Genomic DNA, 25,232 nt, shown 5'->3' on the forward strand with positions numbered 1-25,232 from the left:
CCGTTCACGCGGGGCGCGGCTGCGGCGGTCACTCCTCGACCGTCAGCCCCTTGCGGAGCTTGACGAGAGTTCGCGACAACAGGCGCGACACGTGCATCTGCGAGATGCCGAGCTCCTCGCCGATCTCCGACTGCGTCATGTTGGCGACGAAGCGGAGGGAGAGGATCTTGCGGTCGCGCGGCGGCAGCTCGGCGATCAGCGGCTTCAACGACTCGACGTACTCGATGCCCTCGAGACCGTGGTCCTCGTAGCCGATGCGGTCCGCGAGGGCGCCTTCGGAGTCGTCCTCCTCGGGCTGCGCGTCCAGGGAGCTCGCGGTGTAGGCGTTGGAGGCGGCCATGCCTTCGACGACCTCGTCGTTCGAGATGCCCAGGCGCTCGGCGAGCTCGCCCACCGTGGGGGCGCGATCAAACTGCTGGGCGAGTTCGTCGCCCGCCTTGGCGAGGTCCAGTCGGAGCTCCTGCAGGCGGCGCGGGACCCGCACCGACCAGCTGGTGTCGCGGAAGAAGCGCTTGATCTCGCCGACGATCGTCGGCATGGCGAAGGTGGGGAACTCGACGCCGCGGCTGAGCTCGAAGCGGTCGATGGCCTTGATGAGGCCGATCGTGCCGACCTGGATGATGTCCTCCATGGGCTCGCTGCGGGAGCGGAACCGGGAGGCGGCGAACTTCACCAGGGCGAGATTCAGTTCGACCAGGGTGTTACGGACGTACGCGTATTCGTGCGTCCCTTCCTCGAGCGATTCGAGGCGCTCGAAGAGGGTCTTGGACAGGGCCCTCGCGTCCAGCGGCCCCACCTCGTCGAACGGCGGGATCTCGGGGAGGTCGTCGAGGCCTTCGAGTCCGTCCTGAGTGGGTATGGTCCCGCGCTGAGCGGGTACGGACTCGGGAGCGGGGCCCGGGATCTCGGTGGCGGAGTGGTGCGGCGGGAGTGTCGACGTCGCCTGGTCAGTATGCGATTCGTCGAGCCGGGGTGACATGGTGTCCTCCATCGTTCTCGGCATATGGCTGCCGATGCCAATACGTGCACTGCGGTGTGCGGCGCCTCCAAAGCCGTCCGTGTCGATTGATGTCTCTTCTACCCCTACCCGCTTCCGCGTGCCGGTCGCAAGTGCGTTCTGTGGCTAAATGTCCGAATTCGGGGGGATGTTCGGGTACCCCGGACCGCCAGGAGGGCGTAATGTTCAGGGGCGTCATCAACAGCCACGACGGTCGGAAGAGAGTGACGATGGACCGCGGGACGGTCGGCAGCGCACACAGGGGCCGACTTCTGGTCGAAGTCCGGAAGGTGGGCACGAGTGCCGTCGTGACCCCGGCGGGTGAGTTGGATCACCACACCGCCGACGTGTTGCGTGAGCCACTCGAGAACTGCCTCACGGACGGCTATGCACGACTGGTCGTCGACTGCTCACGCCTTGAGTTCTGTGATTCCACCGGGCTCAATGTGCTGCTCGGTGCCCGGCTCAAGGCCGAGGCGGCGGGCGGCGGCGTGCATCTGGCGGGAATGCTGCCGGTGGTCGCCAGGGTCTTCGAGATCACTGGGGCCGAGGCGGTCTTCACGCTTCACGAGACGCTCGAAGCGGCTCTGGACGAATGAGTACGCATGAATCCGCGCTGGTCACACGCGACCGTTACGCGTCAGTTGCCTCTGCGTGATCATGGCGTTACCAGCGTCACACGGACCGTGCCGAACAAGTGGGTGTTCTCACGGTTCGTCCGGGCAGGAGAGACCTGGATCCGTCGACGGGCGGTCCGCAAAATCAACAGTCAGAACGGCAAGCAGCCGATGTCCCCTACTCGCCCAGAGTTCTCAACTTGTCCAGAGTTCAGAGCCCTCAGTCCTCTTGTCGGTGAGGTGAAGCGCTGATGAGCACCACCCGGCCTTACTCGCCGGGCGACCGCGGCCCGGATTCCGAGACCGCAGTCGCGGACGCTCCTGCGGACCGGATCTCCGGGACGCCCTCCCGGCAGGTCCGCAGGCTGAGCTTGAACGGGGCGAGCGGCATCGTTCCCCTCGCGCGCGACTACACGCGCGAGGCGCTCCACGCGTGGGGCTGGCTGCCCGCGGAGAGCGCCGACCGGCGCGCCGCCGCCGAGGATGTCCTCCTCGTCGTCTCCGAGCTGGTCACCAACGCCTGCCTGCACGCCGAGGGCCCCGACGAGCTCTGGCTCTCCAGTGACGGCAAGGTGCTGCGCATCGAGGTCTCCGACCGCGGCACGGGGCAGCCCGCGCCGCGCACGCCGCACCGCGCGGGGCGGCCCGGCGGACACGGAATGTTCATCGTCCAGCGGCTCTGCCTGGACTGGGGCGTGGTCCGGAACTCCGGAGGCACGGGCAAAACAGTCTGGGCAGAACTGGGCGCCCCGTCCTAGCGCCCACCACCACCCTCTCGGTTTTCCCGCCACCCCGGCGCCGCCTGCATGGCACGCGCCGCCGCCCTCTCGCCCCCGCCACCTGGCGCGGGCCCACTTAGCCGCGCGCCGCGGCCCGCCGCCGCCCCCTCGGCCCCCGCCGACCGGTGCCGCCCGCTTGGCGCGCGCCGCGGTCCACTCTGTCCTGCTGCTACCTCGGCTCCCGCCGGCAGGTGCCGCCCGCCTGGTGCGCGTCGCCGCCCGCCCGGTTCCTGCTGCCTGGCTTGGTCCCGTCCGTTGCCAGGTGCGCTCGCCCGGTTCCCGTCCGGCGCCCATGCGCCCGTCTGGTGTCTGCGGCGCTTGGTTGCTCGTAGGCCCGCTGATTGTCTGGCTGCCCCGCCGGGCTGCCCGCCCGCCTGGCTGCCCGCCCGCCGGGCTCTCTGCCCGTCGGGCTGCCTGGCCGGCCCGCCCGGCTGTTCGCACGGCAGGGGGCGGTCGCCTGCCCGTGCTCAGCCGGGGCCACGGCTGTTACCCACGGTTAGTGTGCGCGTCGGATCAGCACGGATCCGGCGCGTCCTTTGTCTTCCCTCGGCAAGGTCCCGGGCGTACCTTGAGCGCCCAATCTGATGTGCCGTCAGTAACACGAGCAACTCCGCACCGCGGCACGCCACGACCGGCATGAGGGGACAAACGAGGTGTCGCACACGAAAAAACCGGCCGCGCTCGCGCTCGCCACCGTCCTGGCCGGCGGCTCAGCGGTGCTGCTGGCCGCCCCCGCCGCGCAGGCCACCGTCCAGGACGTCAACTACCAGTGCAAGACGCCCATCGGGAACAAGGGCGCCGTCTCGCCGATCGACATCAAGAGCGTCAAGAGCGGCAGCGGCTACAAGCTCACCATGTCCTTCCAGAAGGGCGTCTCCTCCAGCCCCGTCGAGCTCGGCAAGGGCGCGATGAAGCCGAGCGCCGTGATCAAGGTGGGCGGCGCCGACAGCGGCACCGTCCCCGTCTCCGGCGCCCCGAACTCCGAGGCGATCCCCGCCAACACCCCCATCAAGATCAGCGACCTGTCGGGCACGTACACGCCCAAGAAGAGCGGCAAGGTCACCTTCACGGCCGGCGTCCTCACGATCAAGGCGCTCGGTACGACCACGACGTGCACCCCGTCCAACAACCCCAAGCCCTCCCTGGAACTGGACGTCAAGGGCTCGGGCGGCGGCACCGGCGGCTCCGGAGGCTCCGACAGCGGGTCCGACACCGGCAGCACCTCGGGCGGTACGTCCGACGCGACCGGCGGCTCCGACAGCGCCGCGTCCGGCGGCGCGGAACTCCCGCAGACCGGCCCCGCCGACTCCGCCGTCGCCCTCGGCACCCTCGGCGGCACCGTCCTGCTCGCGGGCGCGGCGGGCGCGCTCTGGCTGACCCGCAGGAACCAGGCGGCGCGCTCGCGGTAGCGCGCGGGACACCGGAGCCGGACCGCGCGCCGCGCGCCACGCGCAAGAGGAACAGGCCAGAAGAACAGGCCAGAGGATCAGGAGCCGCCGATGACGGGCAAGCCGCCGATGACGTCCTCCGCACGGGCCGTGCTGTGCGCGGCCGCCCTGATCCTTGCGGCCGCGGGCATGGCCCCCGCGCACGCGGACGGCGGTGGCTCCGCGGACTGGTCCGTCGCGCCCTCCGCGGGCGCCGGGACGCGTCCGGCGAAGGACGGGCGGCCCTCCTTCTACGCGGAGGGCGCCCCCGGCGCGGTGCTCCAGGACACCCTGTCCGTCACCAACCCAGGCCCGAAGCCCCGCACGATCTCCCTGCGGGGCGCGGACGTCCGCAACACCGGATCCGGCGCGTTCTCCGTCACCCCGGCCAAGGAGAGGCCGAGGAAGACCGGCGCGTGGATCACCTTCGCGAAACGGCAGGTGAAGGTCCCGCCGCGCACCCGCGCCGAGGTGCCGTTCACGCTGACGGTGCCCGCGGGCGCCGTGCCCGGCGACCACCCGGGGGTGATCGTCGCGAGCGCCGGCGGCCGCACGGTGGGCGTGCGCGTGCACCTGCGCGTCGGCGGGCCCACCCTCTCGGCGCTCACCGTCGAACGCGTCAAGGTCGACACCGACGCCGAGCGCATCACGTACGACCTGGTCAACCGCGGCAACACCGTGCTGACCCCGAAGCTCGCGGTGCACGCGGAGGGCGTCCGCGGCACGCTCATCGACCGCCCCGCGCGCACCCTGCCGGTCGAGCTCCTGCCCGGCCGCCGGATCTCCCTGACCGAGCCGTGGCCGGACCCGCCGGCCCTCGACGCCGTCGACGTCGAACTCACGGCCACGGCGGCGGGCGGCGCCCGCGACACGGCGACGGCCTCGGCCCGCTTCGTGCCCTGGGGCGCGGTGGTGGGCGGCGGCGCCCTGCTGCTCGCCGCCGCGGCCGGGACGACATATCTCGTACGCAGACGGAGATCGCTTCACGAGGAGTCGCCCGGCCCGGTGGTCGAACAGAGAGAGCAACAGGGGCAAGGGCAGAAGGAGTTGGCTCGGGCGGGGACGGGAGACGAGCTGTGAACCGGAAGAAGAGTCCCGGCCCGGCCTCCGGGGCGGTACCCGCCGTACTCGCCGTACTGGCCCTCCTCACCCTCGTACTGCTGCCGCAGACCAACGCAGCCGCCGCCACCGCCGCCGACAAACCCACCGTGAAGCTCTCCACCTCCGAGGCCGGCAAAGGCGGCTCGGTCACCGTCAGGGGAGAGGGCTGGCGGCCGGACGCCCTGCTGATGATGCTCGTCTGCGGCCAGTCCGCGCCCGGCAAGGGCGTCATCGGCGGCACCAACTCCTGCGCCAACTCCGAGGGCCGGGCCGTCACCACCGACAAGAACGGCACCTTCGACAAGAAGCTCCCCGTGGCCGAACCGCCAGAGCCCTGCCCCTGCGTCGTCCACGTCTCCACGGTGACCGGCGAGAAGCAGCAGGTCGACGCGGTACTGAAAGTCGCGGGCCACCCCGTGAAGCCGCTGCCCCGGCAGGCGGGCGGCGGCAAGCTGTCCGTCCTGACCGACACCCGCCTGGAGGGTTCCAGCGGAGTGCTGACCTGGTTCGGCGCCCCGCCGCAGCGCACCCTCGAATTCACCGTCGGCAACGTCGGCTCCGCCCCCGTCAAGGACCCGGTTTTCCAAGTCGGCACCTCCCACGGCGTGTTCGCCCCGGAGTGGGAGGAACAGCAGTGGCGCGGCACCATCGCGCCCGGCAAGAAGGCGCAGATCAAGCTGCCGGTGGAGCTGGCGGCGGGGTCGCACGGCGACTATCTGGTCTCGCTGAAGTTCGGCGGAAAGGTCCTGGCCGAGCAGCCGTGGGGCGTGGGCCGCCCCTGGGGCGTCACCCTCTTCTGGATCCTGCTCGGCGTCGTGGTGCCCGCGGCCGTCTTCCGCATCGGCATGGCGATCGTCGACCGGCTCCGCCCGAACCGGCGCCGCGTCTCGCGCGGCGGTCGGCACCGGACCGGGCGCCGGCTCGCTGAACTCACCCGCCGCCTGCCGCAGTTGAGACTGCCGCAAGGGGCGGTCGACGCGGACCGGCGGAAGGCCCGGGCGCCGGGCGGCCCGCGTGCGTCGCACGCGGCGCCCACACCTCGTACGAAACCGGCGGGGGGACCGGGGGCGGCGGGCGGATCCGGCGCACCGGGCTCCGGCGCGCAGGACGGCACCGGTGGGTCGCCGACCGCCTCCCTGCCCTGGTTCACCCCCGACACAGACCCCGGCGCACCCGCAGGCCGGCTCTCCGCACCGTCCGACGACAGTCCGACGAAGGGAACCACGTGATCACGCTACGACGGAGAGCGGGCGCGGCCTCGGTCGCGCTCCTGCTGGGCGGAGCGGGCATCCTGCTCGGCGCGGGCCCGGCACAGGCCGCCGAAGTCGCCTACAAGACGGAGTGCATCCCTCCGCCGATCTCCAACCTGCCGCCCGTGCAGGGCACGACCAAGGTGGAGATCACCGCGCCGGCCACGGCGAAGGTCGGCGACGAGGTCGACATCGTGTGGAAGACGACGCAGGCCGCGTCCAGCAACCCGGACGTACTCGACCTCGCCGAGAACACCGTGCAGCCGACCGGCACGATCAAGCTGGCCGGTGGCCAGAGCGGGGACCTCAAGGTGACGGGTGAGCGCAAGAACCCGCCCATCAAGAAGAACAGCCCCATGATCCTGTCCGACATGAAGGGCAGACTGAAACTGACGGCGGCGGGGGAGGTGACGCTCACCCCGGACGCGTACAACATCAACGTCAACAAGCCGATCTCGACCGACACGAAGTGCACGCCGAAGGAGCAGGTGAAGGCGGGCGCGACGATCAAGGTGACGGGGGCGGGGGGCAGTTCGGGCGGCGGTACCTCTGGTGGTACCTCTAGTGGTGCTTCCGGTGGCGGGGGAGACGGGCAGACCGACTTCCCCGGCAAGGAGGTCCAGACGCCCTACAAGTGCAAGACGCCGATCGGCGACAAGGACGCCACCTCGCCCGTCCAGATCAACGCCAAGAAGGACGGCGGGAGTTACGGCCTCACCGTCGAGTTCAAGAAGTCCGTCATGGACAGCCCGGCCGACATCCCCGCGGACTCGGTGAAGCCGTCGATGGAGGTCCAGCTGGGCGGCGCGGACAAGGGCACGGTTCATGTGGAGGGCCCCACCAACAAGGAGCCCATCAAGTCCGGCGAGCCGATGACCATCCCCGACCTCACCGGCACGTACAAGCCGGGCGCGGACGGCAAGTCGACGCTGTCGCCGGGTGTCCTGACGGTCAAGGCACTGGGTACGACGACGACGTGTACGCCGGTCAAGAGTGACGTCTCCCTGGAACTGGACACGGCGGCGCAGCCGGGCGGCACGTCCGGTTCCGACGGCGGTTCCCCGTCCACGGGTGGAGGCTCCCCGGCCACGGGGGGCGGTTCGTCGTCCTCGGGCGGCGGCCTCGCGGAGACGGGCGCGGAGGACAACGGGGCGTTGCGGGCGCTCGGACTGATCGCCGGCACAGTGATCCTCCTCGGCGGAGCCGTCTTCACCTTCCTCCCCAGGCGCCGGGGCCTGCGCTAGCCCGGACCCGTCTGCCGGGCCGGGGCCTGTGGGCCACCGCGGGCCGTGGGCGGCTGGTCGCGCAGTTCCCCGCGCCCCTGAGGTGACCCGCAGCAGCGCCCCCGAGCAACCCAGGCCAGCCCGATGCCACCGCAGGCGGCCCCAGGGGCGCGGGGAACTGCGCGATCAGCCACAACAGACCCGCACGCGCCCGCGAGCCGGCCGCAGGCAGACGCGTGGGCGGGCTTTTAGGGGCGCGGGGAACTGCGCGACCAGCCACAACAGACCCGCACTCGCCCGCGAGCCGCCGCAGGCAGACGCGGCGGCGGGCCGCCGTCAGGGGTCAGGCGTGGGCGCGGAGCCAGCGCAGGACCGAGCGGGACGTGGCCGGGTCCCGAAGGAGCGGGCCCCCGTGCGCGGGGCCACCCACCGTACGGACGGTCACATCGGAAAGCCCCGCCTCCCGCTGCGCCTCCGCAAGCTCCGCGGAGTGCGCCGGCGGGACGAAGTCATCCGCCGAGTGCACGAGCAGCAGCGGCGCGTCATCCGCGCCGGACGCGTGGGAGGCGACGTTCAGGTCGACCCACCGGGCCGAACAGCCCCGCCCCGCGGCCCACGTCGGCACGCACCCCGCAAGCCGCTCCGCGGCCCTCCGCAGCGCCCGCCGCTCGGCGGACGCCCCCCGCCTCGCGCCGTCGAGCCACGCGCGGTACGGCGACGCGACAGGGGAGAGCGCGACGACACCCCGTACCCGCGCACGCCCCGCCCCGTACGCCCCCGCCTGGAGCGCCAGGTGCCCGCCCGCGGAGGAGCCGAGGACGAGGGGCAGGGACCCGCCGTGAAAGCCCTGCACCCAGCGCAGCGCCGCGTGCACGTCGTCGCGCTGCGCGGGCCAGACGGCATCGGAGGTGAGGCGGTAGTCCGTGTCGTACACGGTGAAGCCGCGCGCCGCGAACCACCGCGCCCGGCCGCTCCAGTCGGTGTCCTTCGACCAGTAGCCGCCGTGCACGATCATCAGCGCGGGGCCCCCGTCGCCGTACACGGTGATGTTCTGGCGGGCATGGCCGCCGTAGTGGAAGAGCCGCCCCGGCGACGGCTCGGGGGCCGCCTGGGCGGCGGCACTGGACGAGAGCAACGCCCCGCACAGGGTGAGGGTCAGCAACGTACGACGCATGGCCATGCCCCAGATGCTGCACCGCCCCGCGCCCCCGGAACCGGAGAAACGCCAAGGGCCGCCGCACCGGGTGGTGCGGCGGCCCTCAGTTCGAGCGAGTCAACCGTTGCGGTGTGTACGGGTCAGCGCACGTCGCCCATGAGCCCGCTGACCTTCTTGCGGGCCATGTAGACCGAGACGCCCGCGACCACCGCGGCCGCGGCCTCCAGGGCGACCATGCCCCGGCCGTTGAGGTCGACGCCGGCGATGGCGAGCATGCCGGTCACGCTGTCACCCGCGGTGACGGCGAGGAAGAAGACACCCATCATCTGGGAGGCGTACTTCGCGGGCGCCATCTTTGTGGTCAGCGAGAGGCCCACCGGGGACAGGCACAGCTCGGCGACCGTGTGCATCAGGAAGATCAGCACCAGCCACCACATGGTGACCTTCGTGTCGCCGGTGGCCATGCCCATCGGGACGAGGAACACGAAGAACGAGGCGCCGGCCATCACCAGGGCGAAGGAGAACTTCACGATGGTGCTGGGCTCGCGGTTGCTGCGGGCCATCTTGATCCACAGGGCCGCGAAGACCGGGGCGAGCAGCATGATGAAGCCCGGGTTCAGCGACTGGAACAGGGTGTTCGGCATCTCCCAGCCGAAGATGTCCCGGGAGGTGTGGGAGTCACCGAAGAGCGACAGCGTCGACGCGCCCTGGTCGAAGATCATCCAGAAGATCGCGGCGGCCACGAAGAACCAGATGAACGCCGTCATCTTCGTCTGCTCTTCGTTGTTGAGCTCCCTGTCCCGCTTGATCTTGACCAGCACGGCGACGGGGATCAGCAGACCGGCGACGGTGATCGGGAGCAGCGCCCAGTTCAGGGTCAGGCGGTAGACGTCGGTGAAGGCCACGACGAGGTAGAACGCCGCGATGACGGCGACGGCACCCAGCGTCTTGACGATGACGCCGCGCTTCTCCTCGGCCGACAGCGGGTTCGGGACCAGGCTGCTCTCCGCGGAGAGGTGACGGGAACCGACCATGAACTGGATCGCGCCGAGCGCCATGCCGATCGCGGCCAGACCGAAGCCCAGGTGCCAGTTGACCTTCTCGCCGAGAATGCCGATGGCGAAGGGCGCGGCGAAGGCACCGAGGTTGATGCCCATGTAGAAGATGGTGAAGCCACCGTCGCGGCGGAGGTCCTTCGGGTCGCTGTAGAGCTGGCCGACCATCGTCGAGATGTTGGCCTTCAGCAGACCCGAGCCGACCGCGACCAGGGCCAGGCCGACGAAGAACATCGCCGAGCTCGGCAGCGCCAGGCAGACGTGACCGGCGACGATCACGCAGCTCGCGATGGCGACGGTCTTGCGGGCGCCCCAGATGCGGTCGCCGATCCAGCCGCCGGGCATGGCCATGAGATAGACCATGGCCACGTAGACGGAGTAGATGGCCGTGGCGGCCGCCGCGGTGTACGCAAGGCCGCCGCCCTGGCTGCCGGTCGCCGCGTCGGCGCCGCCGGAAACCAGGTAGAGCACGAGCAGGGCGCGCATGCCGTAGTAGGAGAACCGCTCCCACATCTCGGTCATGAACAGTGTGGCCAGTCCGCGGGGGTGGCCGAAGAAGGTCTTCTCGGAGCCAGGGGTGCTGGCGGAGTCCTTCGTCAGGCTGGACGCCATGGGTCGATCCTCGTGGGTTCGGGACGCGCGCGGCAGGAGCGTGAGCGCGCCCGGTGGGGGGCGGTCGGCACCGTCGTCGTACCGCCCGGCCCCACGCCCGGGGGAGGTTCTCACCCCCGCGTGGGGAGGTGAGGAGCGGTGACTCCGGGATCCACACCCTGGGCGCATCCTCGCGCGCAGGGCCCGACCACAGGTCATTCCTTTCAAGACCAGCAGAGCCGGCCCGCACATAAAAGAGACCTAAGGCCGCACAGCGGGCCAAAGGTCCTTGAGTAGTGCATGAGGCGTTGGGTCACCATACGACACGGCAGGGATGCATATGGAAGGACTTGAGAGATGGATCACAGGTTTCGCCGCAACCAACAGCGCACAATCAAAGGTGTTTACCGGAATCGCGTCCCATAGCCGCAGGCGTACCGCTCCACTGTGCGATCACCTCCCGGGGGTTGTCCACCGCGGACTACCATCACCCCATGACCCGTGTACTGCTCGCCGAGGACGACGCGTCCATCTCGGAGCCGCTGGCCCGTGCCCTGCGCAGGGAGGGTTACGAGGTCGAAGTCCGCGAGGACGGCCCGACCGCTCTCGACGCAGGTCTGCAGGGCGGTGTGGATCTTGTCGTACTCGACCTGGGGCTGCCCGGGATGGACGGGCTCGAGGTGGCCCGCCGGCTGCGGGCCGACGGGCTCACGGTGCCGATCCTCATCCTGACCGCGCGCGCCGACGAGGTGGACACCGTCGTCGGGCTCGACGCGGGCGCCGACGACTACGTGACCAAGCCCTTCCGGCTCGCCGAGCTGCTCGCCCGGGTCCGGGCCCTGCTGCGGCGCGGCGCCACGGAGCCGAAGGAGGCGCCCGCCACGCACGGCGTGCGCATCGACGTCGAGTCGCACCGGGCGTGGATGGGCGACGAGGAGCTCCAGCTCACCGCCAAGGAGTTCGACCTCCTCCGGGTCCTGGTGCGCGACGCGGGCCGGGTCGTCACCCGTGACCAGCTGATGCGCGAGGTCTGGGACACGACGTGGTGGTCTTCCACGAAGACCCTCGACATGCACATCTCCTGGCTGCGCAAGAAGCTCGGGGACGACGCGGCGAATCCTCGGTACATCGCTACGGTACGGGGCGTGGGTTTCCGCTTCGAAAAAAGCTGACAGCCACCCCTTCGGGGGCGGCGCCCCGCTCTCCCCCCGGGCCCGGGAGCCTACGGCAGCCCCCCGTCAGGGGCGCGGGGAACGGCGCGAGCAACCAACAACAGACCCGCACCCGCCGTTGCACGGCCGGAGGCAGACGCGTCTGCGGCTTGTCGCGGGCTGACCGCGCAGTTCCCCGCGCCCCTAGGGAACCTGCGGCAGCGCCCCGCCAGGGGCGCGGGGAACTGCGCGAGCAACCGAAAACGACCCGCAGCCGCCGTTGAACCGCCGGAGGCAGACGCGTCTGCGCGCCCCTGGGGAACCTGCGGCAGCGCCCCGTCAGGGGCGCGGGGAACGGCGCGAGCAACCAAGAACAGACCCGCACCCGCCGTTGCACCGCCGGAGGCAGACGCGTCTGCGCGCCCCTGAAGGGAGCCTGCGGCAGCGCCCCCGTCAAGGGTGAGGGGCGATCCGCGACACTGTGTGTATGCGCCGTCGCCTGATCAACAGCACTCTCGCCGTCGTCCTCGTAGTGATCGCGGTCTTCGGGGTGAGCCTCGTCATCGTAGAGACGAGGACCATCAGCAGCAGCGCCCAGGAACGCGTCGACTCCGAGGCCCTCCGCCTCGCCAGCATCGTCGACAGCCGGCTGATCAGCGAGGAGAAGATCACCGGCGCCATCCTGCGGGACCAGGTCGCCACCGACCGTTACGCACGCATCGAGATCCCGGGCCGCAAGCCCATCGAGATCGGCACCCGCCCCACCGGCGACGTCATCAGCGCCACCCGCCCCGGCGAGCAGCGCGAGAAGGTCACCGTCCAGGAGCCGAAGGCGGCGGTCACCCGCGAGGTCGGCCGCACCCTGCTGATCATCGCCGCCGTGGCGCTCCTCGCCATCGTCGCGGCCGTGCTCCTCGCCGTACGCCAGGCCAACCGCCTCGCATCGCCCCTCACCGACCTCGCCGAGACCGCGGAGCGCCTCGGCTCGGGCGACCCCAGGCCCCGGCACAAGCGCTACGGGGTGCCCGAGCTGGACCGCGTCGCCGACGTCCTGGACTCCTCGGCCGAGCGCATCGGCCGCATGCTGACCGCCGAGCGGCGGCTGGCCGCCGACGCCTCGCACCAGCTGCGCACCCCGCTCACCGCGCTGTCCATGCGCCTGGAGGAGATCACCGTCACCGACGAGCTGGACACGGTGAAGGAGGAGGCGACGATCGCGCTGGCCCAGGTCGAGCGGCTGACCGACGTCGTGGAGCGGCTGCTCACCAACTCCCGTGACCCGCGCACCGGTTCGGCCGTCGCCTTCGACCTGGACGAGGTCGTCAAGCAGCAGCTGGAGGAGTGGCGCCCGGCCTACCGCAGCGCGGGCCGCGCCATCGTCAGCTCCGGCAAGCGGCACCTGGAGGCGGTGGGCACGCCGGGCGCGGTCGCCCAGGTGCTCGCCGCGCTGATCGAGAACTCGCTGATGCACGGCGGCGGCACCGTCGCGCTGCGCACCCGCGTCACCGGCAACCAGGCGGTCATCGAGGTCACGGACGAGGGCCCGGGCGTCCCTGCCGACCTCGGCGCCCGCATCTTCGAGCGGACCATCAGCGGCCGCAACTCGACGGGAATCGGCCTCGCGGTGGCGCGGGATCTGGCCGAGGCGGACGGTGGCCGCCTCGAAATGCTGCAGACGCAGCCGCCGGTCTTCGGGCTCTTCCTGTCGCGTACGCCGCCGTCGAAGGACACGGACGGCGAAGCGGAGGACAGGGAGAAGGAGAAGGGCAGGACGGTTCGCTAGCGGGCCACGGGCCTGGCGGGCTTCCCGTCCGCCTGCTCGCCGGCCTGCCCGCCGCCCGGCGTCTCCAGGAACGATTCGGCATGGGCGACGGGCTCGCCCACGGGCAGCGCCTTGAACACCCAGGTCCGGTACGACCAGAAGCGGAAGAGCGTCGCGATGCCCATGCCGAGGAACTTGAAGAAGTTGGCCTGGAGGCGGCCGTCCCAGCCGAACCAGTACGTCGCGGCGTAGAGCACGCCGTTCTCGATCACCAGGCCGACCGCGCTGAACAGCAGGAACAGCGAGAGTTCCTTGGTGCGGCGGGTCTTGTCACGGTCCCTGTACGTGAAGTAGCGGAACCCCACGTAGTTGAAGGCGATGGCGACGATCGTGGCCACGACGCTCGCGCGCACCACATGGAGGTCGGTGACGTGCCGCACGAGGTTGAAGACAGCGAAGTTCACCAGCGTCCCGACCGCCCCCACGGCCCCGAACTTGGCGACTTCACGCCAGACCTGGTCCAGCCGCACGCGCAGTGCGCCCCGTTCCGTCATGGTGTCGCCCCAGCCCCCGTCGATTCCGTACCGGTCGTTCGTACCGGTCGTGTACGTGCCGACGGATTGGTGATTCGGTCGTGTCGACCCAGCCATGCTAACCAGCGGGCCTGCCCGGCGCGCGCGGGCGCCCGGACACTGTGCCCGCCCTGTGACGACAGGCACCGTGAGGTGCTGGTTCCGGCCGTTGCGGGGTGGCCGATACCGGCCGATACCCTGGGGGCGTGACGTTCCCGGTAGTCGGCATGGTCGGCGGCGGTCAGCTCGCCCGCATGACCCACGAGGCGGGCATCCCCCTCGGCCTGAAATTCAAGCTCCTCAGTGACACCCCGCAGGATTCCGCGGCGCAGGTCGTCGGCGAAGTCGTGATCGGCGACTATCGCGACCTCGACACGCTGCGTGACTTCGCGCGGGGCTGCGATGTGATCACCTTCGATCACGAACACGTACCCACCGAGCATCTCCGGGCCCTGGAGGCGGACGGCATTCCCGTGCGCCCGGGGCCCGACGCGTTGGTGCACGCCCAGGACAAGGGCGTGATGCGCGAGAAGCTCACGGAGATCGGCGTGCCGTGCCCGCGCCACCGGATCGTGAGGGACCCGGCCGACGTGGCCGCCTTCGCGGCCGAGGGCGACGGGTTTCCGGTCATCCTGAAGACGGTGCGGGGCGGCTATGACGGAAAGGGGGTGTGGTTCGTACGTTCCGTCGAGGACGCCGAAGACCCCTTCCGGGCCGGTGTCCCGGTGCTCGCGGAGGAGAAGGTCGACTTCGTGCGCGAACTGGCGGCGAACGTCGTCCGCTCGCCGCACGGCCAGGCCGTCGCCTACCCCGTCGTCGAGTCCCAGCAGGTCGACGGCGTCTGCGACACGGTCATCGCCCCGGCCCCCGGCCTGAGCGAGGCCCTGGCGGGCGAGGCCCAGGAGCTGGCGCTGCGCATCGCCAAGGAGCTCGGCGTCGTCGGCCACCTCGCGGTGGAGCTCTTCGAGACGCCCGACGGCCGCATCCTCGTCAACGAACTGGCGATGCGCCCGCACAACTCCGGCCACTGGACGCAGGACGGCGCGATCACCTCGCAGTTCGCCAACCACGTCCGCGCGGTCCTCGACCTGCCGCTCGGCGACCCGCGCCCGCGCGCCAAGTGGACCGTGATGGCCAACGTCCTCGGCGGGGACTACCCCGACATGTACGCCGCGTACCTGCACTGCATGGCCCGCGACCCGCAGCTCAAGATCCACATGTACGGCAAGGACGTGAAGCCCGGCCGCAAGGTCGGTCACGTGAACACCTACGGCGACGATCTGGACGAGGTCCTCGACCGCGCCCGCCACGCAGCCGGCTACCTCAGAGGAACGATCACCGAATGACCGCACCTGTTGTAGGCATCGTCATGGGCTCGGACTCCGACTGGCCCGTCATGGAGGGCGCCGCCAAGGCCCTCGACGAGTTCGAGATCCCCTTCGAGGTCGACGTCGTCTCCGCGCACCGCATGCCGCACGAGATGATCGCGTACGGCGAGCAGGCCGCGGACCGCGGCCTCAAGGCGGTCATCGCGGGCGCGGGCGGCGCCGCGCACCTGCCCGGCATGCTGGCCTCGGTGACCCCGCTGCCGGTCATCGGCGTGCCCGTCCCCCTGAAGTATCTGGACGGCATGGACAGCCTCCTGTCCATCGTGCAGATGCCCGCGGGCGTCCCCGTGGCGACGGTCTCGGTCGGCGGCGCGCGCAACGCGGGCCTGCTCGCGGCCCGCATCCTGGCGGCGCACGACCCCGAACTCCTCGCCCGCATGCGGGAGTTCCAGCAGGAGCTGAACGACCAGGCGACGGAGAAGGGCAAGCGGCTGCGCGCCAAGGTCGAGGGAGCGGGTTCCGGATTCGGCTTCGGCTCGGGGAAGTGACCGGCACAGTGACGGGTATGACGCATCCGGAGAAGCTGGAAGAAGCACGGGCCCTGCTCGCCGAGTTCCCCGTCGCCGACGGCCACAACGACCTGCCGTGGGCGCTGCGCGAGAAGGCCGGTTACGACATCGGCCGCCTCGACATCGCCGCCGACCAGACGGGCAAGCTCCACACGGACATCGCCCGGCTGCGCGCGGGCGGCGTCGGCGCGCAGTTCTGGTCGGTCTACGTCCGTACGGACCTGACCGGCGACGCCGCGGTCAGCGCCACGCTCGAACAGGTCGACTGCGTCGACCAGTTGCTCACGCGCCACCCCTCCGACCTGGCCCGCGCCCTGACCGCCGCGGACATGGAGAAGGCCCGCGGCGAGGGCCGCATCGCCTCCCTGATGGGTGCGGAGGGCGGCCACTCCATCAACAACTCCCTGGCCACGCTGCGGGCGCTGCACACGCTCGGCGTCCGCTACATGACCCTCACGCACAACGACAACATCGCGTGGGCGGACTCGGCGACGGACGATCCCGGCGTCGGCGGCCTCTCGCCCTTCGGCCACGAGGTCGTGCGCGAGATGAACCGCATGGGCATGCTCGTGGACCTCTCGCACGTGGCGGCGACGACGATGCGGGCGGCCCTGGACACGTCGGTCGCGCCGGTCATCTTCTCCCACTCGTCCTCGCGGGCGGTCTGCGACCACCCGCGCAACATCCCGGACGACGTCCTGGAGCGGCTGCCGGGCAACGGCGGCGTGGCGATGGCGACGTTCGTCCCGAAGTTCGTCCTCCAGGCGGCGGTCGACTGGACCCTGGCCGCCGACGAGAACATGCGCGCGCACGGCTTCCACCACCTGGACACGACACCGGAGGCCATGAAGGTCCACGCGGCCTTCGAGGAGCGCAACCCCCGCCCCGTCGCCACGGCCGCCACGGTCGCCGACCACCTCGACCACATGCGCGAGGTGGCGGGCATCGACCACATCGGCATCGGCGGCGACTACGACGGCACGGCGTTCACCCCGGCCGGCCTGGACGACGTGTCGGGCTACCCGAACCTGCTCGCGGAACTCCTGACCCGCGGCTGGTCCAAGCCCGACCTCGCGAAGCTGACGTGGCAGAACACGGTGCGAGTCCTCGGCGCGGCAGAGGACGTCTCACGGGACCTCCGGTCCCGCAGGGGCCCGTCGATCGCGACCCTGGAGCAACTCGACGGGTAGCTGTTTCCGCTGTGGGCAGGCGTTCCGCACGGCGGAACGGGTGGGCACAGCCCGAAGGCGCCGGGTGCTGGAAAGCAGGGTCCAGCCCCGGCGCCGGGGGAGCGTTACGGCAGGTTCCGCGCCATCACGATGCGCTGAACCTGATTCGTCCCCTCGTAGATCTGCGTGCTTTACAGAGGACAAGCCTATGACCTGGGGAGATACCCCTTCCGTGGGGCACCTCCCCAGCATTTCCCCATGATCGCCTGTACGCGCGGTGTCGTGGTCGCTGGTCAGCCCAGGGATGCCACCGCGCCCGCAATGAGGGAGCGGGCCGCCGCTCCCCGTACGGCCTGCTGAGAGAGACGTTCAAAGGCACGGGCGTACAGCTCGACCTGACTCGGCTGCGTGAGAGTGGAGGCGGCGTCCAGAGTGTCAGCGTGCACCCTCTGGTCATCGAAGATCGTGAAGGTCGGCATGGGCCACACGGCCCGTTGTTCCGAGAACGGGACGATGCCCATGGCAACGTTCTGAAGTTCCATGACCCCGAGCAGGTGGCCGAGCTGTGCCGCCATGGTTTCGGCGCTGCACAGCCGGTATCGCAACACCGACTCCTCCAACACGAAGGAGAACCGGCGCCCGCCCTTGCTCAGCACCTCGTTACGCCGTATCCGAGCTGTCACGGCGTCGCTCACGTCATCCGGTGTCCCCCGGAAATCCGCAATGGAGGACAGCAGCGCGGAGGCGTACCCCGGTGTCTGGAGGAAGCCAGGAATCACATCGGATACGTAGACGCGGAAGGTCTTAGTTTGTTGGTACAGGTCGCCGGTGCTCTCTTGGAGTCTCCGGAGACCGGTCCGCTGGAGCCGCTTCCACTCCACATGTGCGTCGGCGGACTGCCGGTTGGCCGCGATCAAGTCCGGGGCTTGGCCCTCAGCGGCACAGGCCCGGCACCACGCCCGGATATCGGCATCGGATGGAGGCGTCTTGGCGTTCTCGATCCGGGACGACTTGGACTCGGACCAGCCGCACCTGACGGCCAGCTCCCGCCCGCTGATCCCCGCGTCTCTCCGGATCTCACGCAGACGGCCGGCCAGGGCTTCACGGGCCTTCTGAACGCGTGAAGAGGGGTGCGGGGGCATGGAGCTGGCTTTCGTCAGACCTTGTACTGGTGGTGCGGGATCGCTCGCTCCCAGACTGCTTCAAACGCAGCGGAGCACAGCTTCACTGCTTCCGGATCGGCCGTGATCTCGTCCTCCACCACCGCGCCGTCACCTGAGAAGTGGTGCACCCGGAGCAGCGCGCCATCGAACAGCCAAAAGTCATTGCCCGGCAGGGGAATGGCCGTGGCTCGTCGCCGTGGCAGCCAGCGGACTTGCTCCCCCGCCGTGACATTGGCACGGGTGACGTAGTACTCCCAGCGGATGTACTCCGACACCGGTTCGGAGACCACCCGCGCCCTTCGGATCACCACGCCTCTGGCCACAGTGTCAGCGATCAACTGGTCATAGGGATGCCACCACGACTCGCGATCCTCCCAGTTGATCCGCTCTCCCCGCTTCCACGCCTCGAACCGGTCCGTGGCAGCGTACGAGTCGCGCAACTCCAGGTGAATGGCAGATCGCTCGCACTGGCCAAGCAGCTCAGCGAAGCTGAGCTCGCTCGACGGCATCACACGCCTCCCTAATCATCGGAATCATCCGGGCCGGAAGCCTGACGATGGCCTCGCTGTCAGGCACCGGACCGTTCGCGGGGCTGGTTCCCTCGCACTCCGCCTGAGTCTCGGGGGTCGGCTTCCACCCCTGCAACAGGATCTCCTGAGCTTCTGCGTCCGCCCACACAGTGGGGCAGTGGTCCCTGTCAGTGTCAGGGTCGATGCCGACGAACTCTGCGGCCATAGCTGACTCCCTGAGCTAAGTGTTTGCTTGGACTTGCACGAGCATCGTCGGCCAGCGGGCATGTCGTCAATACCGCGGCCAGTCGGGCCAATTGCGGTGCAAGCCCATGCAAGTAGGTGGACCGGTGATATCGCCTGAGAGAACGATGCCTCCATGCCAACCGAACCGAAGAACCACAGGCAGAGCGGCCCGCAGGGTTGGCGGATGGACCCGATCCCGAGCCGCCGGGCTTACCGGGATGATGATGGGAACATTCGTGTCCCGATGTGGTTGACGAAGAACGGTCGGCACATGGCAGACACAGAAATGGTCCTGCTTCCGTCCGAGGCCGCTCTACTGGCGGAGAACCTGGCCAATGCCATGCGGGACGGCCCCAGGTCGATGCTGGACGAACTCTTTCGGGAGTCCGCGACGGCTCTTGCCCCTGGAGTCGTTTACGTACAGAAGCCGGAGCAGTACCCGTTCTGAGCCTGCCCTTCACTGATCTATCAGGAAGGCACAGCCATGGCCCGAACCGACCTGTACAGCCTGCCCATCGACGGAGCCACGTTCCTCAAGGCGTGCGGGGGCAACACGCACCCGGACGGCGAGTCCTGCGCCACGCTGGCGAAGATCGGCCCCGATGCGTGGGCCCTGGGTGACAGCAAGCGGCCCGGTGCGGAGCCGCTGAGGTTCACCACCGCCGAACTGAACGCAGCCGGGATCGACCCGGCCCGCTTCGGTCTCTCGGCCTGAACAGCCGCTCCCTGACCGGCGGCCCCCGTTCTCTGGGGAGTGCGGGGGCCGCCTTCAACTGCTCTGACAAGGATCACCAGTTGCACTACCACGGCTACCTGTGGACGGGCTCGAAGAAGCGGTTCGACGAGGAGGCTTTGCGGCGCCCTCCCCATCCCGATCCGCCTCCAGCCCCAGCCGGTGACGACGACACCGAAGGAAAGCGGCTCGTCGAACGCTATCGGGTAGTGCGGGCAGAGTTCCCCGTCAGCGACCTGCCCCCGCTGGAAACGGCGCGCTGGCTCACCAAGCCCGGCAGGCTGGCACGAGGCACCTGGGATGAGCCGAAGGAGGCCGCGCAGTGGCTCGGGGAACAGCTCGCCGCGTACGCGCCCCGGTTCGACTCCGAAGAGGACCGCGACACGACGCGGTTGGCCATAGTCGTCAGCTCCGCCGTCGAACGGCTGGCATGGGGCGGCGACGTGTCCCACGGCTTCTATCTCGAACGCCCCTCGTTCCTGTCCCTGGCCCTGGTGTGCTGCTCCCCGAACCGCGCCATGCCGGGCCAGGACTGCCCGATGAGGTGAGTACCACACCCAGGCCCCGCCGACGACCGCCCACACCTGACGAGGGGGAGCGCACACGATGCCCCGCACGGCCCAGCGGTATGTGAAGCACCGGATCACCCAGCATCCAGACACAGAGGCGACGTTCGAGGCGAAATGCCTGACGTGCGATTGGAAGGCCGCGCCTTCGTCGGATGGTGCGGCCGTAGACATGGAGTGCATGAGCCACACCGGCCGCACCCAGCACGCCCGGTTCCGGCGCCTGTGCACATCGGTCGCCCTGGTGGAACGGGCCGAGTAGAGCAAGCCGAAGCAATGAAACTGCCCCGGCTCATCACGGGCCGGGGCAGCTTTTTGATTGATTAGAGGAGTGCCAGGAAGGGGTTGGCGTCAAGCGGTTCCGGGCGTTTCGGTTCGGGCGCGGGCTCCGGGGCCTGCTTGGGAGTCGGGCGGTAGGCGTCCATCTGGACCACCGTGGCGCGCTGCGGCTCCGGTTCAGGGTCGGCCGGCATGAGCATCCGAGAATGGGAGACCGGTTCCGCGACGGTTTGGGTAGCGTCATCGCGGACCGTGAGGACGGTCTTCGGTCGTCCCGTCTTGCCTTCCCGTTCCACGGTGACGACGATTCCGGGCAGTGCCTTGACCTCATCGGCCGTGGCCCCCACGTACGGGAGTACCTGAGACGACGTGGCCCGACCGCCGTGCATCTCGATCCGGGCGCGGACCTTTTCCAGGAGGGACAGCGGCTGGCGCTTCCCCTGCGGGGCGGCCATGCCGCCGGTGATCTCTTCCACCGCGTCCATGGCGTAGGTGACCAGAGCTGCTGCCGCTTCCAGGTCGGCCGCTGTGATCTCGGAGCGCAGGTCGAAGAGGGCGTATAGGGCCGCGATGCGGCGGACCTGCTCATTGCAGCGGGCGGCGAACGCCTTGAGCCCTTCGGACTCCCGGGCCTTGGTCAGCAGGTCCCGCCGGATGATGTCGGCAGTGTCGTAAGCGTCCTCGGACAGGGTGACCAGCCCGGCCCGCTGGCCGAAGCGCACCGCACGGGCCATCGCTTCCCCGGCTGCGGGAATGAGGTGGGCGGGCATCTGCTCACGCTCGCTCAGCCATCGCACCTGCGTCACGGGCAGGATGAGCAGCCGGTTGTAGCTACCGCCGTCGCGCTCGGTGGTGGACATGCTGGCCCGGAACTCTTCGGGTGTGATGTGCCCCATGATCGAAACCCGGGGGTCATCGACCTGGACCGGTTCTTTGGCCCGGGACGTGGCGACCGTGGCCCCGTCCCACAGGTCCCGCAGCACCTGAGACAGATTGGCTTGTCTACGCCCCGCCCGCAGCACGCGGGCGTATTCGGTATCCACGATCAACGCGTGTCCGTCGCGGTCGTCAATGGCCTGGATGAGTCCGGCTCCGCCGACCACGCCGTTGATGACGTGGCCGGACATGAACGTACTGTTCGCATCCTTCGCCACCTGGGCGGCGACGCCCCAGGACTGGCCCTTGCCCTCTCCGGTGCCGCCGCACAGGAGCACGTGGAGCATGAGGGGCATGGTCCCGGATCCGCGCTGCACGCGGACTTCGGGCAGCATCGCGGAGAACACGCACAGCAGGCCGCCGAGCAGGCCGACCGGGGACCACTCCACGTGGGGTGCCAGGGAGGCCACGGCCGCCCGGAGTCGGCCTGTGCTCAGGGTGCGGAAATCGGGGGTGCTCATGCTGCGGTCAGTTCCTCACGGGCGGTCTGGTTGTGGGCCGGGGTGACCTCGCGCCACCGGCCGTTGTCCTTGGTCAGGGCGTGGGATTCCTTGGCTGACTTTCGCAGCAGGGGGAGCGTGTCTCCCCCATCCGCCGGGATGATCACGGCGGTGCAGCGGGTCACCTTGTCGGAGGGGATCACCCTACGGACGGCTGCCACTGCCAACGGGTCAGAGCTGACGACCCCAGTACGAGGCTTTCCCTTAGCCGTCGTCCAGATGACCCATGAGCCGGGCGCGTACTGCCCCCGCGACGGTTTGGACTCCGCACCGTATCCCTTGGCGCGCTTCCACACGCTCAGATCCTGGGGGCCGGGGTGACGGCCGCCCCCTGCGGCCGTCACTGTGGGCGCGGCGCTCAGGCCGCTACCGCTTTTCCCGCCGCGTCCTTGTGGGCCAGCTCGTAGGCGTGCCGGACGTTCATCGGAATACGGCCGCGTACGGGCACGGTGTAGCCGTGCTCCCGTGCCCATGCGCGCATGACCTTGTTGCGTTCCCGTTCGGTCATGGTCTTGGGGCCGACCTTGGCAGGCTCCGGAAGCGGGTCGCCGCCTGACAGTTCCCCGGCACGGATCGCGTCCCGGAAGCGGCCCGGGGCGCGTACGTCCATGCACGGGATGCCACGCTCGGCAGCGTCCCGCAGCTTGGTCCCGTTACGCTCTCCGCCCTCTCCCAGGATCAGGAGCACGGTGGAGGCATCGGCCCGCCCCACTACCTCATAGCCCAGGTTGCGTACGGCCTCCCGTGCCGCGTCCCACTCGTACCCCGGCACCTCACCGGCCAGCATCACGGACGGGGCAGACTCCGGCACATCAGCATCGGCGACGTCTTCACTGACGTCCCGCGCTTCCGGCTCGGCCACGGGCGCCGGGGCAGGCTCGGGCACCGGGGACAGATCAGGCTGCGGCTCAACCGGTGCAGGCTCATCGACGCCAGGCACCCCCAGAGCGTCACAGAGGTACCGCCCGAAGATCACCGAGTGCTCAAGACATAGGTCCCAGCGCCCGGTTCCCAGTACGAGCGCTTCCGCCGCCTCCACTTCGGCCCCCGACTTCGACAGGTGAGCGTCGCAGTAGGTCTTTTCAACGGGCACAAGGACGGTCTTCCGCATTGCCGGGAATCCTTTGTTCGTTCGCGTGAAGGAGGAAGTCTCAGTGAGCGGCCGGAGTGAGTCTCTGACGGCCTCCGCACTCGGTGGTGCGGCGTGAGATCAACTCTGCCAATCCCCTATCACGGAACGGTAACGGATGGATATCTAGAGTATTACTCTCATGAATTCAATAACGGGGGTAATGGGTTTTAGTAAGTAATGAGGACCCACCGGGGGTGCCTTCCTTCAACCATGTTTGCCAATCAAATTTTCGCAGCCAGGAACGGGGCCCTCCCGGGCCCCGTCTCTCACTCCCGATTCAGCCTCTCGTATAGCTCCTGATCCGATTCTGCATCGGCCAGTGAACCAGCCCGTTCGGTATCGCAATGGGTGCAGTGGCACGAGGCATTTCCGCCCGCTGAGCAGTACGGGATGACGAACCCCTGGCATTCGGGCCCATGGTCACGGGGGCCAGGGTTCGGAGAACAGCGGCGCTGGCAGTCCTTCCAGTCCCAACGGGTGCGATAGCCGTAACGGTCCCTGCTGCGAGGCCCACCGGGGCCACCGGCACGACCAGCGAGGGCAGCACGCTTACTCATCGGCAATCACCCATCCCAGCGTCTTCATTCCTTTCGGAGTCAGCCCGAGTGATTCCGAAAGGTGTCGGTATTCCATGTGCTGCGTGTTGCTTGCAGTTCCGGCGAGAATGGCTGACCAGTAGACGACCAGGGCGGCTACAACGTGCTCGGTCGAGTCATCCCACATGTATGCCTGAGACGTGGACCAGAGGTCGTCCCAGAGGGCGCGTTCGGCGTCCGTCCAGTCCCGGCCTGCGGGCATCTCGGGGGCGGGAAGGTCATGTTGCAGGGGCAGCACGATTTGATCCCGGAAACGGGAGTGTGGCGAATTGGGGTTGCGCATCCTGGGCAAGTTTCCTCCGGTTCTGGTTACGGGGCGTCGATGGCCGGCGCTGCGGTGCGTGAACGGGAACGGGCCCCCGCCGATGGGCGGGGGCCCGAACTAATCCAGGGTCAGGCCGCGGTGACCCATTCCACGGCGGCCTTCACGATTCCCTTGGTCGGCTTGGACTCATCAAAGGTGTTGTCCGCCTTCTTGGTGTCCAGCTCCGGGTACCGCACGATCTTGCCGCCGTAAAGGTGGAGGGTGTCGATGTAGTCGGCGCGGTACTTCTCCGACTGGCCCTCACGGAACCCAGTGAACTGGCTTGCATAGGTGGCGAAGTCCTTGTGTCCGGCCACGATGTCCACGCCCTTGGGCATGGCCGTGGTGGTCAGAATGGTGAAGCCCGCCAGCTTGGCCACAACGCCGTTCGCGGTCACGCCGCCCTCGCCGTACGCAGCAGCGTTGGCAACGGCCGGGTGTTCGATCAGGTACCGCTTTACGCGGGGCGAGACGACCACGTAACGGCCTGCCGGGATGTCGTTGTCGTCCAGGGCCAGCATCATGTCCAGGATGGCGCTGTAGAGCGCCTGGGGGGCGTTCTCGGCCGTGGCCTTGACGGCGGGAAGGGCCGTGGCACTGTTCGCGATCACCTTGCCCATGAAGGTGTCGGCTTCGCGGGCAAGGGAACGGATCATCTGCTGATTGATCGGGGAGCCCAAGCCCCCGGCGAGCTGAACCCGCTCCGCGTCCTCGATGAGTACCTGAAGGTACTTGGCCTCAGTGATCGGGAGCTTCTGATCAACGGTCTCCGGCCGCTGGGCCGTCATGCCGTCCGCGATGGTGTAGTTGCCCACGGTCGGCCGCAGAAGCGAGTTGATGTGGACAACGTCGCCCTGCTTCCGGATGTCGCCCTCGTACTTGTTGTTGGCGACGATCGGGCAACCCCACACCAGCAGCGGGTCAAAGGCGACGAGGAGTTCGGCATCCCAGATCTCCGGGACGAAGGTATGGGTGGCGGGGTTCTGGTAGGCAAAGGTCATATGGGTACTCCTGGTTAGCGCTTGCGGATGTCGAGGGAAACGCGGCGGGCGGGTACGCGGTCGCCGTCACGGTGGAAGCCAGCGCCGACGAGGTGGGGGAACTGCGGCTGCTGTGCCGCCGCGAACGGGGCCAGGGCCTTACCGATGGCCTCGGCCGAAGGAGTGCCGTCCTCACCAAGGAGCTTGGAAGCGTCCAGGTAATCGGTGAAGCCGTCGCCCAGCTTGATACCGGCCTGGGCGGCCTGGGTCCTGAGTTCGGCATGGGCGAGCTTGGCCGCGTACTCGCGCTGGACCTCCGCCCGGACGGAATCGGAACCGTCGGCCGGCACCGGGACCGGAGAATGGGAATCAGTCTGGGGGTCGCTCACGGGCGACACCTCCTAAGAATCTAGGTAACCAAGAAGTAGTAAGGGCCGCTCTCAAGGCGGCCCCTCACACCTCACAAGAGGACAACGTGAGAGAAACACTGCCCCCCTTACCCCCCACTGTGAACGAGATCAGCAGGAAGTAAGGGGGCCAG

General features: G+C 69.3%; 27 protein-coding genes. 14 read left to right on the top strand and 13 right to left on the bottom strand.

Annotation, left to right across the window (positions count from 1 at the left end; translation table 11 throughout):
- Positions 1-28: 28 nt before the first annotated feature.
- Positions 29-991, bottom strand: a complete 963-nt coding sequence (locus ACH4D5_RS18990) for an RNA polymerase sigma factor SigF (protein ID WP_398303612.1) — start codon at positions 989-991, stop codon at positions 29-31.
- A 236-nt stretch (positions 992-1,227) separates the two neighbouring features.
- Between ACH4D5_RS18990 and ACH4D5_RS18995 the strand changes: the two genes are divergently transcribed.
- From ACH4D5_RS18995 to ACH4D5_RS19020, 6 genes are all read left to right on the top strand, one after another.
- Positions 1,228-1,596 carry an STAS domain-containing protein gene (locus tag ACH4D5_RS18995; protein ID WP_398303777.1) on the top strand — a complete coding sequence of 123 codons (369 nt, stop codon included), beginning with the start codon at positions 1,228-1,230 and terminating at the stop codon, positions 1,594-1,596.
- Between the two features lie 269 nt (positions 1,597-1,865).
- Positions 1,866-2,372 (top strand): ATP-binding protein, encoded by a 507-nt coding sequence (locus ACH4D5_RS19000; protein WP_398303614.1) that lies wholly within the window; start codon positions 1,866-1,868, stop codon positions 2,370-2,372.
- A gap of 674 nt (positions 2,373-3,046) precedes the next feature.
- Complete coding sequence (locus ACH4D5_RS19005) at positions 3,047-3,802, top strand: LPXTG cell wall anchor domain-containing protein (RefSeq protein WP_398303616.1); 756 nt, start codon at positions 3,047-3,049, stop codon at positions 3,800-3,802.
- A gap of 90 nt (positions 3,803-3,892) precedes the next feature.
- A complete protein-coding gene (locus tag ACH4D5_RS19010; protein ID WP_398303618.1) occupies positions 3,893-4,900 on the top strand; it encodes a hypothetical protein in 1,008 nt (335 codons plus the stop codon).
- Positions 4,897-6,150: a hypothetical protein gene (locus ACH4D5_RS19015; RefSeq protein WP_398303619.1), complete on the top strand. Its 1,254-nt coding sequence runs from the start codon at positions 4,897-4,899 to the stop codon at positions 6,148-6,150. Before ACH4D5_RS19010 ends, ACH4D5_RS19015 begins: the two co-directional genes overlap by 4 nt.
- 41 nt (positions 6,151-6,191) lie before the next feature.
- Complete coding sequence (locus ACH4D5_RS19020) at positions 6,192-7,415, top strand: hypothetical protein (protein ID WP_398303779.1); 1,224 nt, start codon at positions 6,192-6,194, stop codon at positions 7,413-7,415.
- 322 nt (positions 7,416-7,737) lie between these two features.
- On the opposite strand, the gene ACH4D5_RS19025 is transcribed toward ACH4D5_RS19020, so the two are convergent.
- Positions 7,738-8,574 (bottom strand): alpha/beta hydrolase, encoded by an 837-nt coding sequence (locus ACH4D5_RS19025; protein ID WP_398303621.1) that lies wholly within the window; start codon positions 8,572-8,574, stop codon positions 7,738-7,740.
- A gap of 116 nt (positions 8,575-8,690) precedes the next feature.
- Positions 8,691-10,217 carry a peptide MFS transporter gene (locus ACH4D5_RS19030; RefSeq protein ID WP_398303623.1) on the bottom strand — a complete coding sequence of 509 codons (1,527 nt, stop codon included), beginning with the start codon at positions 10,215-10,217 and terminating at the stop codon, positions 8,691-8,693.
- A 473-nt stretch (positions 10,218-10,690) separates the two neighbouring features.
- On the opposite strand from ACH4D5_RS19030, the gene ACH4D5_RS19035 reads away from it, so the two are divergent.
- Complete coding sequence (locus tag ACH4D5_RS19035) at positions 10,691-11,368, top strand: response regulator transcription factor (RefSeq protein WP_055567988.1); 678 nt, start codon at positions 10,691-10,693, stop codon at positions 11,366-11,368.
- A gap of 466 nt (positions 11,369-11,834) precedes the next feature.
- Positions 11,835-13,130, top strand: coding sequence for an ATP-binding protein (locus ACH4D5_RS19040; protein WP_398303626.1), 1,296 nt, complete (start codon positions 11,835-11,837; stop codon positions 13,128-13,130).
- Here the strand turns inward: ACH4D5_RS19040 and ACH4D5_RS19045 are convergent.
- Positions 13,127-13,663: a GtrA family protein gene (locus ACH4D5_RS19045; RefSeq protein ID WP_398303781.1), complete on the bottom strand. Its 537-nt coding sequence runs from the start codon at positions 13,661-13,663 to the stop codon at positions 13,127-13,129. The two genes, ACH4D5_RS19040 and ACH4D5_RS19045, sit on opposite strands and share 4 nt — an antisense overlap.
- 245 nt (positions 13,664-13,908) lie before the next feature.
- On the opposite strand from ACH4D5_RS19045, the gene ACH4D5_RS19050 reads away from it, so the two are divergent.
- Genes ACH4D5_RS19050 through ACH4D5_RS19060 form a run of 3 tightly spaced genes read left to right on the top strand, consistent with a single transcriptional unit; the run spans position 13,909 to position 16,768 of the window.
- The gene (locus tag ACH4D5_RS19050; protein ID WP_398303783.1) at positions 13,909-15,027 is read left to right on the top strand and encodes a 5-(carboxyamino)imidazole ribonucleotide synthase; all 1,119 of its coding nucleotides are present in this window, start codon (positions 13,909-13,911) and stop codon (positions 15,025-15,027) included.
- Positions 15,024-15,557: a 5-(carboxyamino)imidazole ribonucleotide mutase gene (gene purE, locus ACH4D5_RS19055; protein ID WP_398303628.1), complete on the top strand. Its 534-nt coding sequence runs from the start codon at positions 15,024-15,026 to the stop codon at positions 15,555-15,557. The genes ACH4D5_RS19050 and purE overlap by 4 nt, the downstream gene beginning before the upstream one ends.
- Before the next feature lie 17 nt (positions 15,558-15,574).
- On the top strand, positions 15,575-16,768 hold the full coding sequence (locus ACH4D5_RS19060; protein WP_398303630.1) for a dipeptidase: 1,194 nt from the start codon (positions 15,575-15,577) through the stop codon (positions 16,766-16,768).
- A gap of 272 nt (positions 16,769-17,040) precedes the next feature.
- Here ACH4D5_RS19060 and ACH4D5_RS19065 read toward each other — a convergent pair whose 3' ends face one another.
- Genes ACH4D5_RS19065 through ACH4D5_RS19075 form a run of 3 tightly spaced genes read right to left on the bottom strand, consistent with a single transcriptional unit; the run spans position 17,041 to position 18,645 of the window.
- Entirely contained in the window at positions 17,041-17,889 is an 849-nt protein-coding gene (locus ACH4D5_RS19065) for a helix-turn-helix domain-containing protein (protein ID WP_398303632.1), read from the bottom strand.
- A gap of 14 nt (positions 17,890-17,903) precedes the next feature.
- Complete coding sequence (locus ACH4D5_RS19070; RefSeq protein ID WP_398303634.1) at positions 17,904-18,419, bottom strand: DUF6879 family protein; 516 nt, start codon at positions 18,417-18,419, stop codon at positions 17,904-17,906.
- Complete coding sequence (locus ACH4D5_RS19075; protein ID WP_398303636.1) at positions 18,391-18,645, bottom strand: hypothetical protein; 255 nt, start codon at positions 18,643-18,645, stop codon at positions 18,391-18,393. The genes ACH4D5_RS19070 and ACH4D5_RS19075 overlap by 29 nt, the downstream gene beginning before the upstream one ends.
- 291 nt (positions 18,646-18,936) lie before the next feature.
- On the opposite strand from ACH4D5_RS19075, the gene ACH4D5_RS19080 reads away from it, so the two are divergent.
- From ACH4D5_RS19080 to ACH4D5_RS19090, 3 genes are all read left to right on the top strand, one after another.
- Entirely contained in the window at positions 18,937-19,113 is a 177-nt protein-coding gene (locus tag ACH4D5_RS19080; protein ID WP_398303638.1) for a hypothetical protein, read from the top strand.
- A 36-nt stretch (positions 19,114-19,149) separates the two neighbouring features.
- Positions 19,150-19,380, top strand: a complete 231-nt coding sequence (locus tag ACH4D5_RS19085) for a DUF397 domain-containing protein (protein WP_398303640.1) — start codon at positions 19,150-19,152, stop codon at positions 19,378-19,380.
- 80 nt (positions 19,381-19,460) lie between these two features.
- The gene (locus ACH4D5_RS19090; RefSeq protein ID WP_398303641.1) at positions 19,461-19,946 is read left to right on the top strand and encodes a hypothetical protein; all 486 of its coding nucleotides are present in this window, start codon (positions 19,461-19,463) and stop codon (positions 19,944-19,946) included.
- Positions 19,947-20,287: 341 nt separating this feature from the next.
- Here ACH4D5_RS19090 and ACH4D5_RS19095 read toward each other — a convergent pair whose 3' ends face one another.
- From ACH4D5_RS19095 to ACH4D5_RS19120, 6 genes are all read right to left on the bottom strand, one after another.
- On the bottom strand, positions 20,288-21,640 hold the full coding sequence (locus ACH4D5_RS19095; protein WP_398303642.1) for a DUF3987 domain-containing protein: 1,353 nt from the start codon (positions 21,638-21,640) through the stop codon (positions 20,288-20,290).
- Positions 21,637-21,840 (bottom strand): hypothetical protein, encoded by a 204-nt coding sequence (locus ACH4D5_RS19100; RefSeq protein WP_398303643.1) that lies wholly within the window; start codon positions 21,838-21,840, stop codon positions 21,637-21,639. The genes ACH4D5_RS19095 and ACH4D5_RS19100 overlap by 4 nt, the downstream gene beginning before the upstream one ends.
- 197 nt (positions 21,841-22,037) lie before the next feature.
- Positions 22,038-22,790 carry a histone-like nucleoid-structuring protein Lsr2 gene (locus ACH4D5_RS19105; RefSeq protein WP_398303645.1) on the bottom strand — a complete coding sequence of 251 codons (753 nt, stop codon included), beginning with the start codon at positions 22,788-22,790 and terminating at the stop codon, positions 22,038-22,040.
- A 570-nt stretch (positions 22,791-23,360) separates the two neighbouring features.
- A complete protein-coding gene (locus ACH4D5_RS19110) occupies positions 23,361-23,690 on the bottom strand; it encodes a hypothetical protein (RefSeq protein WP_398303647.1) in 330 nt (109 codons plus the stop codon).
- Positions 23,691-23,800: 110 nt separating this feature from the next.
- The gene (locus ACH4D5_RS19115; RefSeq protein WP_398303649.1) at positions 23,801-24,712 is read right to left on the bottom strand and encodes a hypothetical protein; all 912 of its coding nucleotides are present in this window, start codon (positions 24,710-24,712) and stop codon (positions 23,801-23,803) included.
- Between the two features lie 14 nt (positions 24,713-24,726).
- Positions 24,727-25,080 carry a hypothetical protein gene (locus ACH4D5_RS19120; RefSeq protein WP_398303651.1) on the bottom strand — a complete coding sequence of 118 codons (354 nt, stop codon included), beginning with the start codon at positions 25,078-25,080 and terminating at the stop codon, positions 24,727-24,729.
- Between the last annotated feature and the right edge of the window lie 152 nt (positions 25,081-25,232).

Origin of the sequence: Streptomyces sp. NPDC018029 (assembly GCF_044327655.1) — a bacterium.
Taxonomy (GTDB): domain Bacteria; phylum Actinomycetota; class Actinomycetes; order Streptomycetales; family Streptomycetaceae; genus Streptomyces.

Bases quoted from the DNA above. Each gene is read 5' to 3' on its own strand.
- ACH4D5_RS18990 (WP_398303612.1), bottom strand. From the start codon at position 991: ATGGAGGACACCATGTCACCCCGGCTCGACGAATCGCATACTGACCAG.
- ACH4D5_RS18995 (WP_398303777.1), top strand. From the start codon at position 1,228: ATGGACCGCGGGACGGTCGGCAGCGCACACAGGGGCCGACTTCTGGTC.
- ACH4D5_RS19000 (WP_398303614.1), top strand. From the start codon at position 1,866: ATGAGCACCACCCGGCCTTACTCGCCGGGCGACCGCGGCCCGGATTCC.
- ACH4D5_RS19010 (WP_398303618.1), top strand. From the start codon at position 3,893: ATGACGGGCAAGCCGCCGATGACGTCCTCCGCACGGGCCGTGCTGTGC.
- ACH4D5_RS19025 (WP_398303621.1), bottom strand. From the start codon at position 8,574: ATGGCCATGCGTCGTACGTTGCTGACCCTCACCCTGTGCGGGGCGTTG.
- ACH4D5_RS19030 (WP_398303623.1), bottom strand. From the start codon at position 10,217: ATGGCGTCCAGCCTGACGAAGGACTCCGCCAGCACCCCTGGCTCCGAG.
- ACH4D5_RS19035 (WP_055567988.1), top strand. From the start codon at position 10,691: ATGACCCGTGTACTGCTCGCCGAGGACGACGCGTCCATCTCGGAGCCG.
- ACH4D5_RS19040 (WP_398303626.1), top strand. From the start codon at position 11,835: ATGCGCCGTCGCCTGATCAACAGCACTCTCGCCGTCGTCCTCGTAGTG.
- ACH4D5_RS19045 (WP_398303781.1), bottom strand. From the start codon at position 13,663: ATGACGGAACGGGGCGCACTGCGCGTGCGGCTGGACCAGGTCTGGCGT.
- ACH4D5_RS19050 (WP_398303783.1), top strand. From the start codon at position 13,909: ATGGTCGGCGGCGGTCAGCTCGCCCGCATGACCCACGAGGCGGGCATC.
- purE (WP_398303628.1), top strand. From the start codon at position 15,024: ATGACCGCACCTGTTGTAGGCATCGTCATGGGCTCGGACTCCGACTGG.
- ACH4D5_RS19060 (WP_398303630.1), top strand. From the start codon at position 15,575: ATGACGCATCCGGAGAAGCTGGAAGAAGCACGGGCCCTGCTCGCCGAG.
- ACH4D5_RS19065 (WP_398303632.1), bottom strand. From the start codon at position 17,889: ATGCCCCCGCACCCCTCTTCACGCGTTCAGAAGGCCCGTGAAGCCCTG.
- ACH4D5_RS19070 (WP_398303634.1), bottom strand. From the start codon at position 18,419: ATGCCGTCGAGCGAGCTCAGCTTCGCTGAGCTGCTTGGCCAGTGCGAG.
- ACH4D5_RS19075 (WP_398303636.1), bottom strand. From the start codon at position 18,645: ATGGCCGCAGAGTTCGTCGGCATCGACCCTGACACTGACAGGGACCAC.
- ACH4D5_RS19080 (WP_398303638.1), top strand. From the start codon at position 18,937: ATGGCAGACACAGAAATGGTCCTGCTTCCGTCCGAGGCCGCTCTACTG.
- ACH4D5_RS19085 (WP_398303640.1), top strand. From the start codon at position 19,150: ATGGCCCGAACCGACCTGTACAGCCTGCCCATCGACGGAGCCACGTTC.
- ACH4D5_RS19095 (WP_398303642.1), bottom strand. From the start codon at position 21,640: ATGAGCACCCCCGATTTCCGCACCCTGAGCACAGGCCGACTCCGGGCG.
- ACH4D5_RS19105 (WP_398303645.1), bottom strand. From the start codon at position 22,790: ATGCGGAAGACCGTCCTTGTGCCCGTTGAAAAGACCTACTGCGACGCT.
- ACH4D5_RS19110 (WP_398303647.1), bottom strand. From the start codon at position 23,690: ATGCGCAACCCCAATTCGCCACACTCCCGTTTCCGGGATCAAATCGTG.
- ACH4D5_RS19115 (WP_398303649.1), bottom strand. From the start codon at position 24,712: ATGACCTTTGCCTACCAGAACCCCGCCACCCATACCTTCGTCCCGGAG.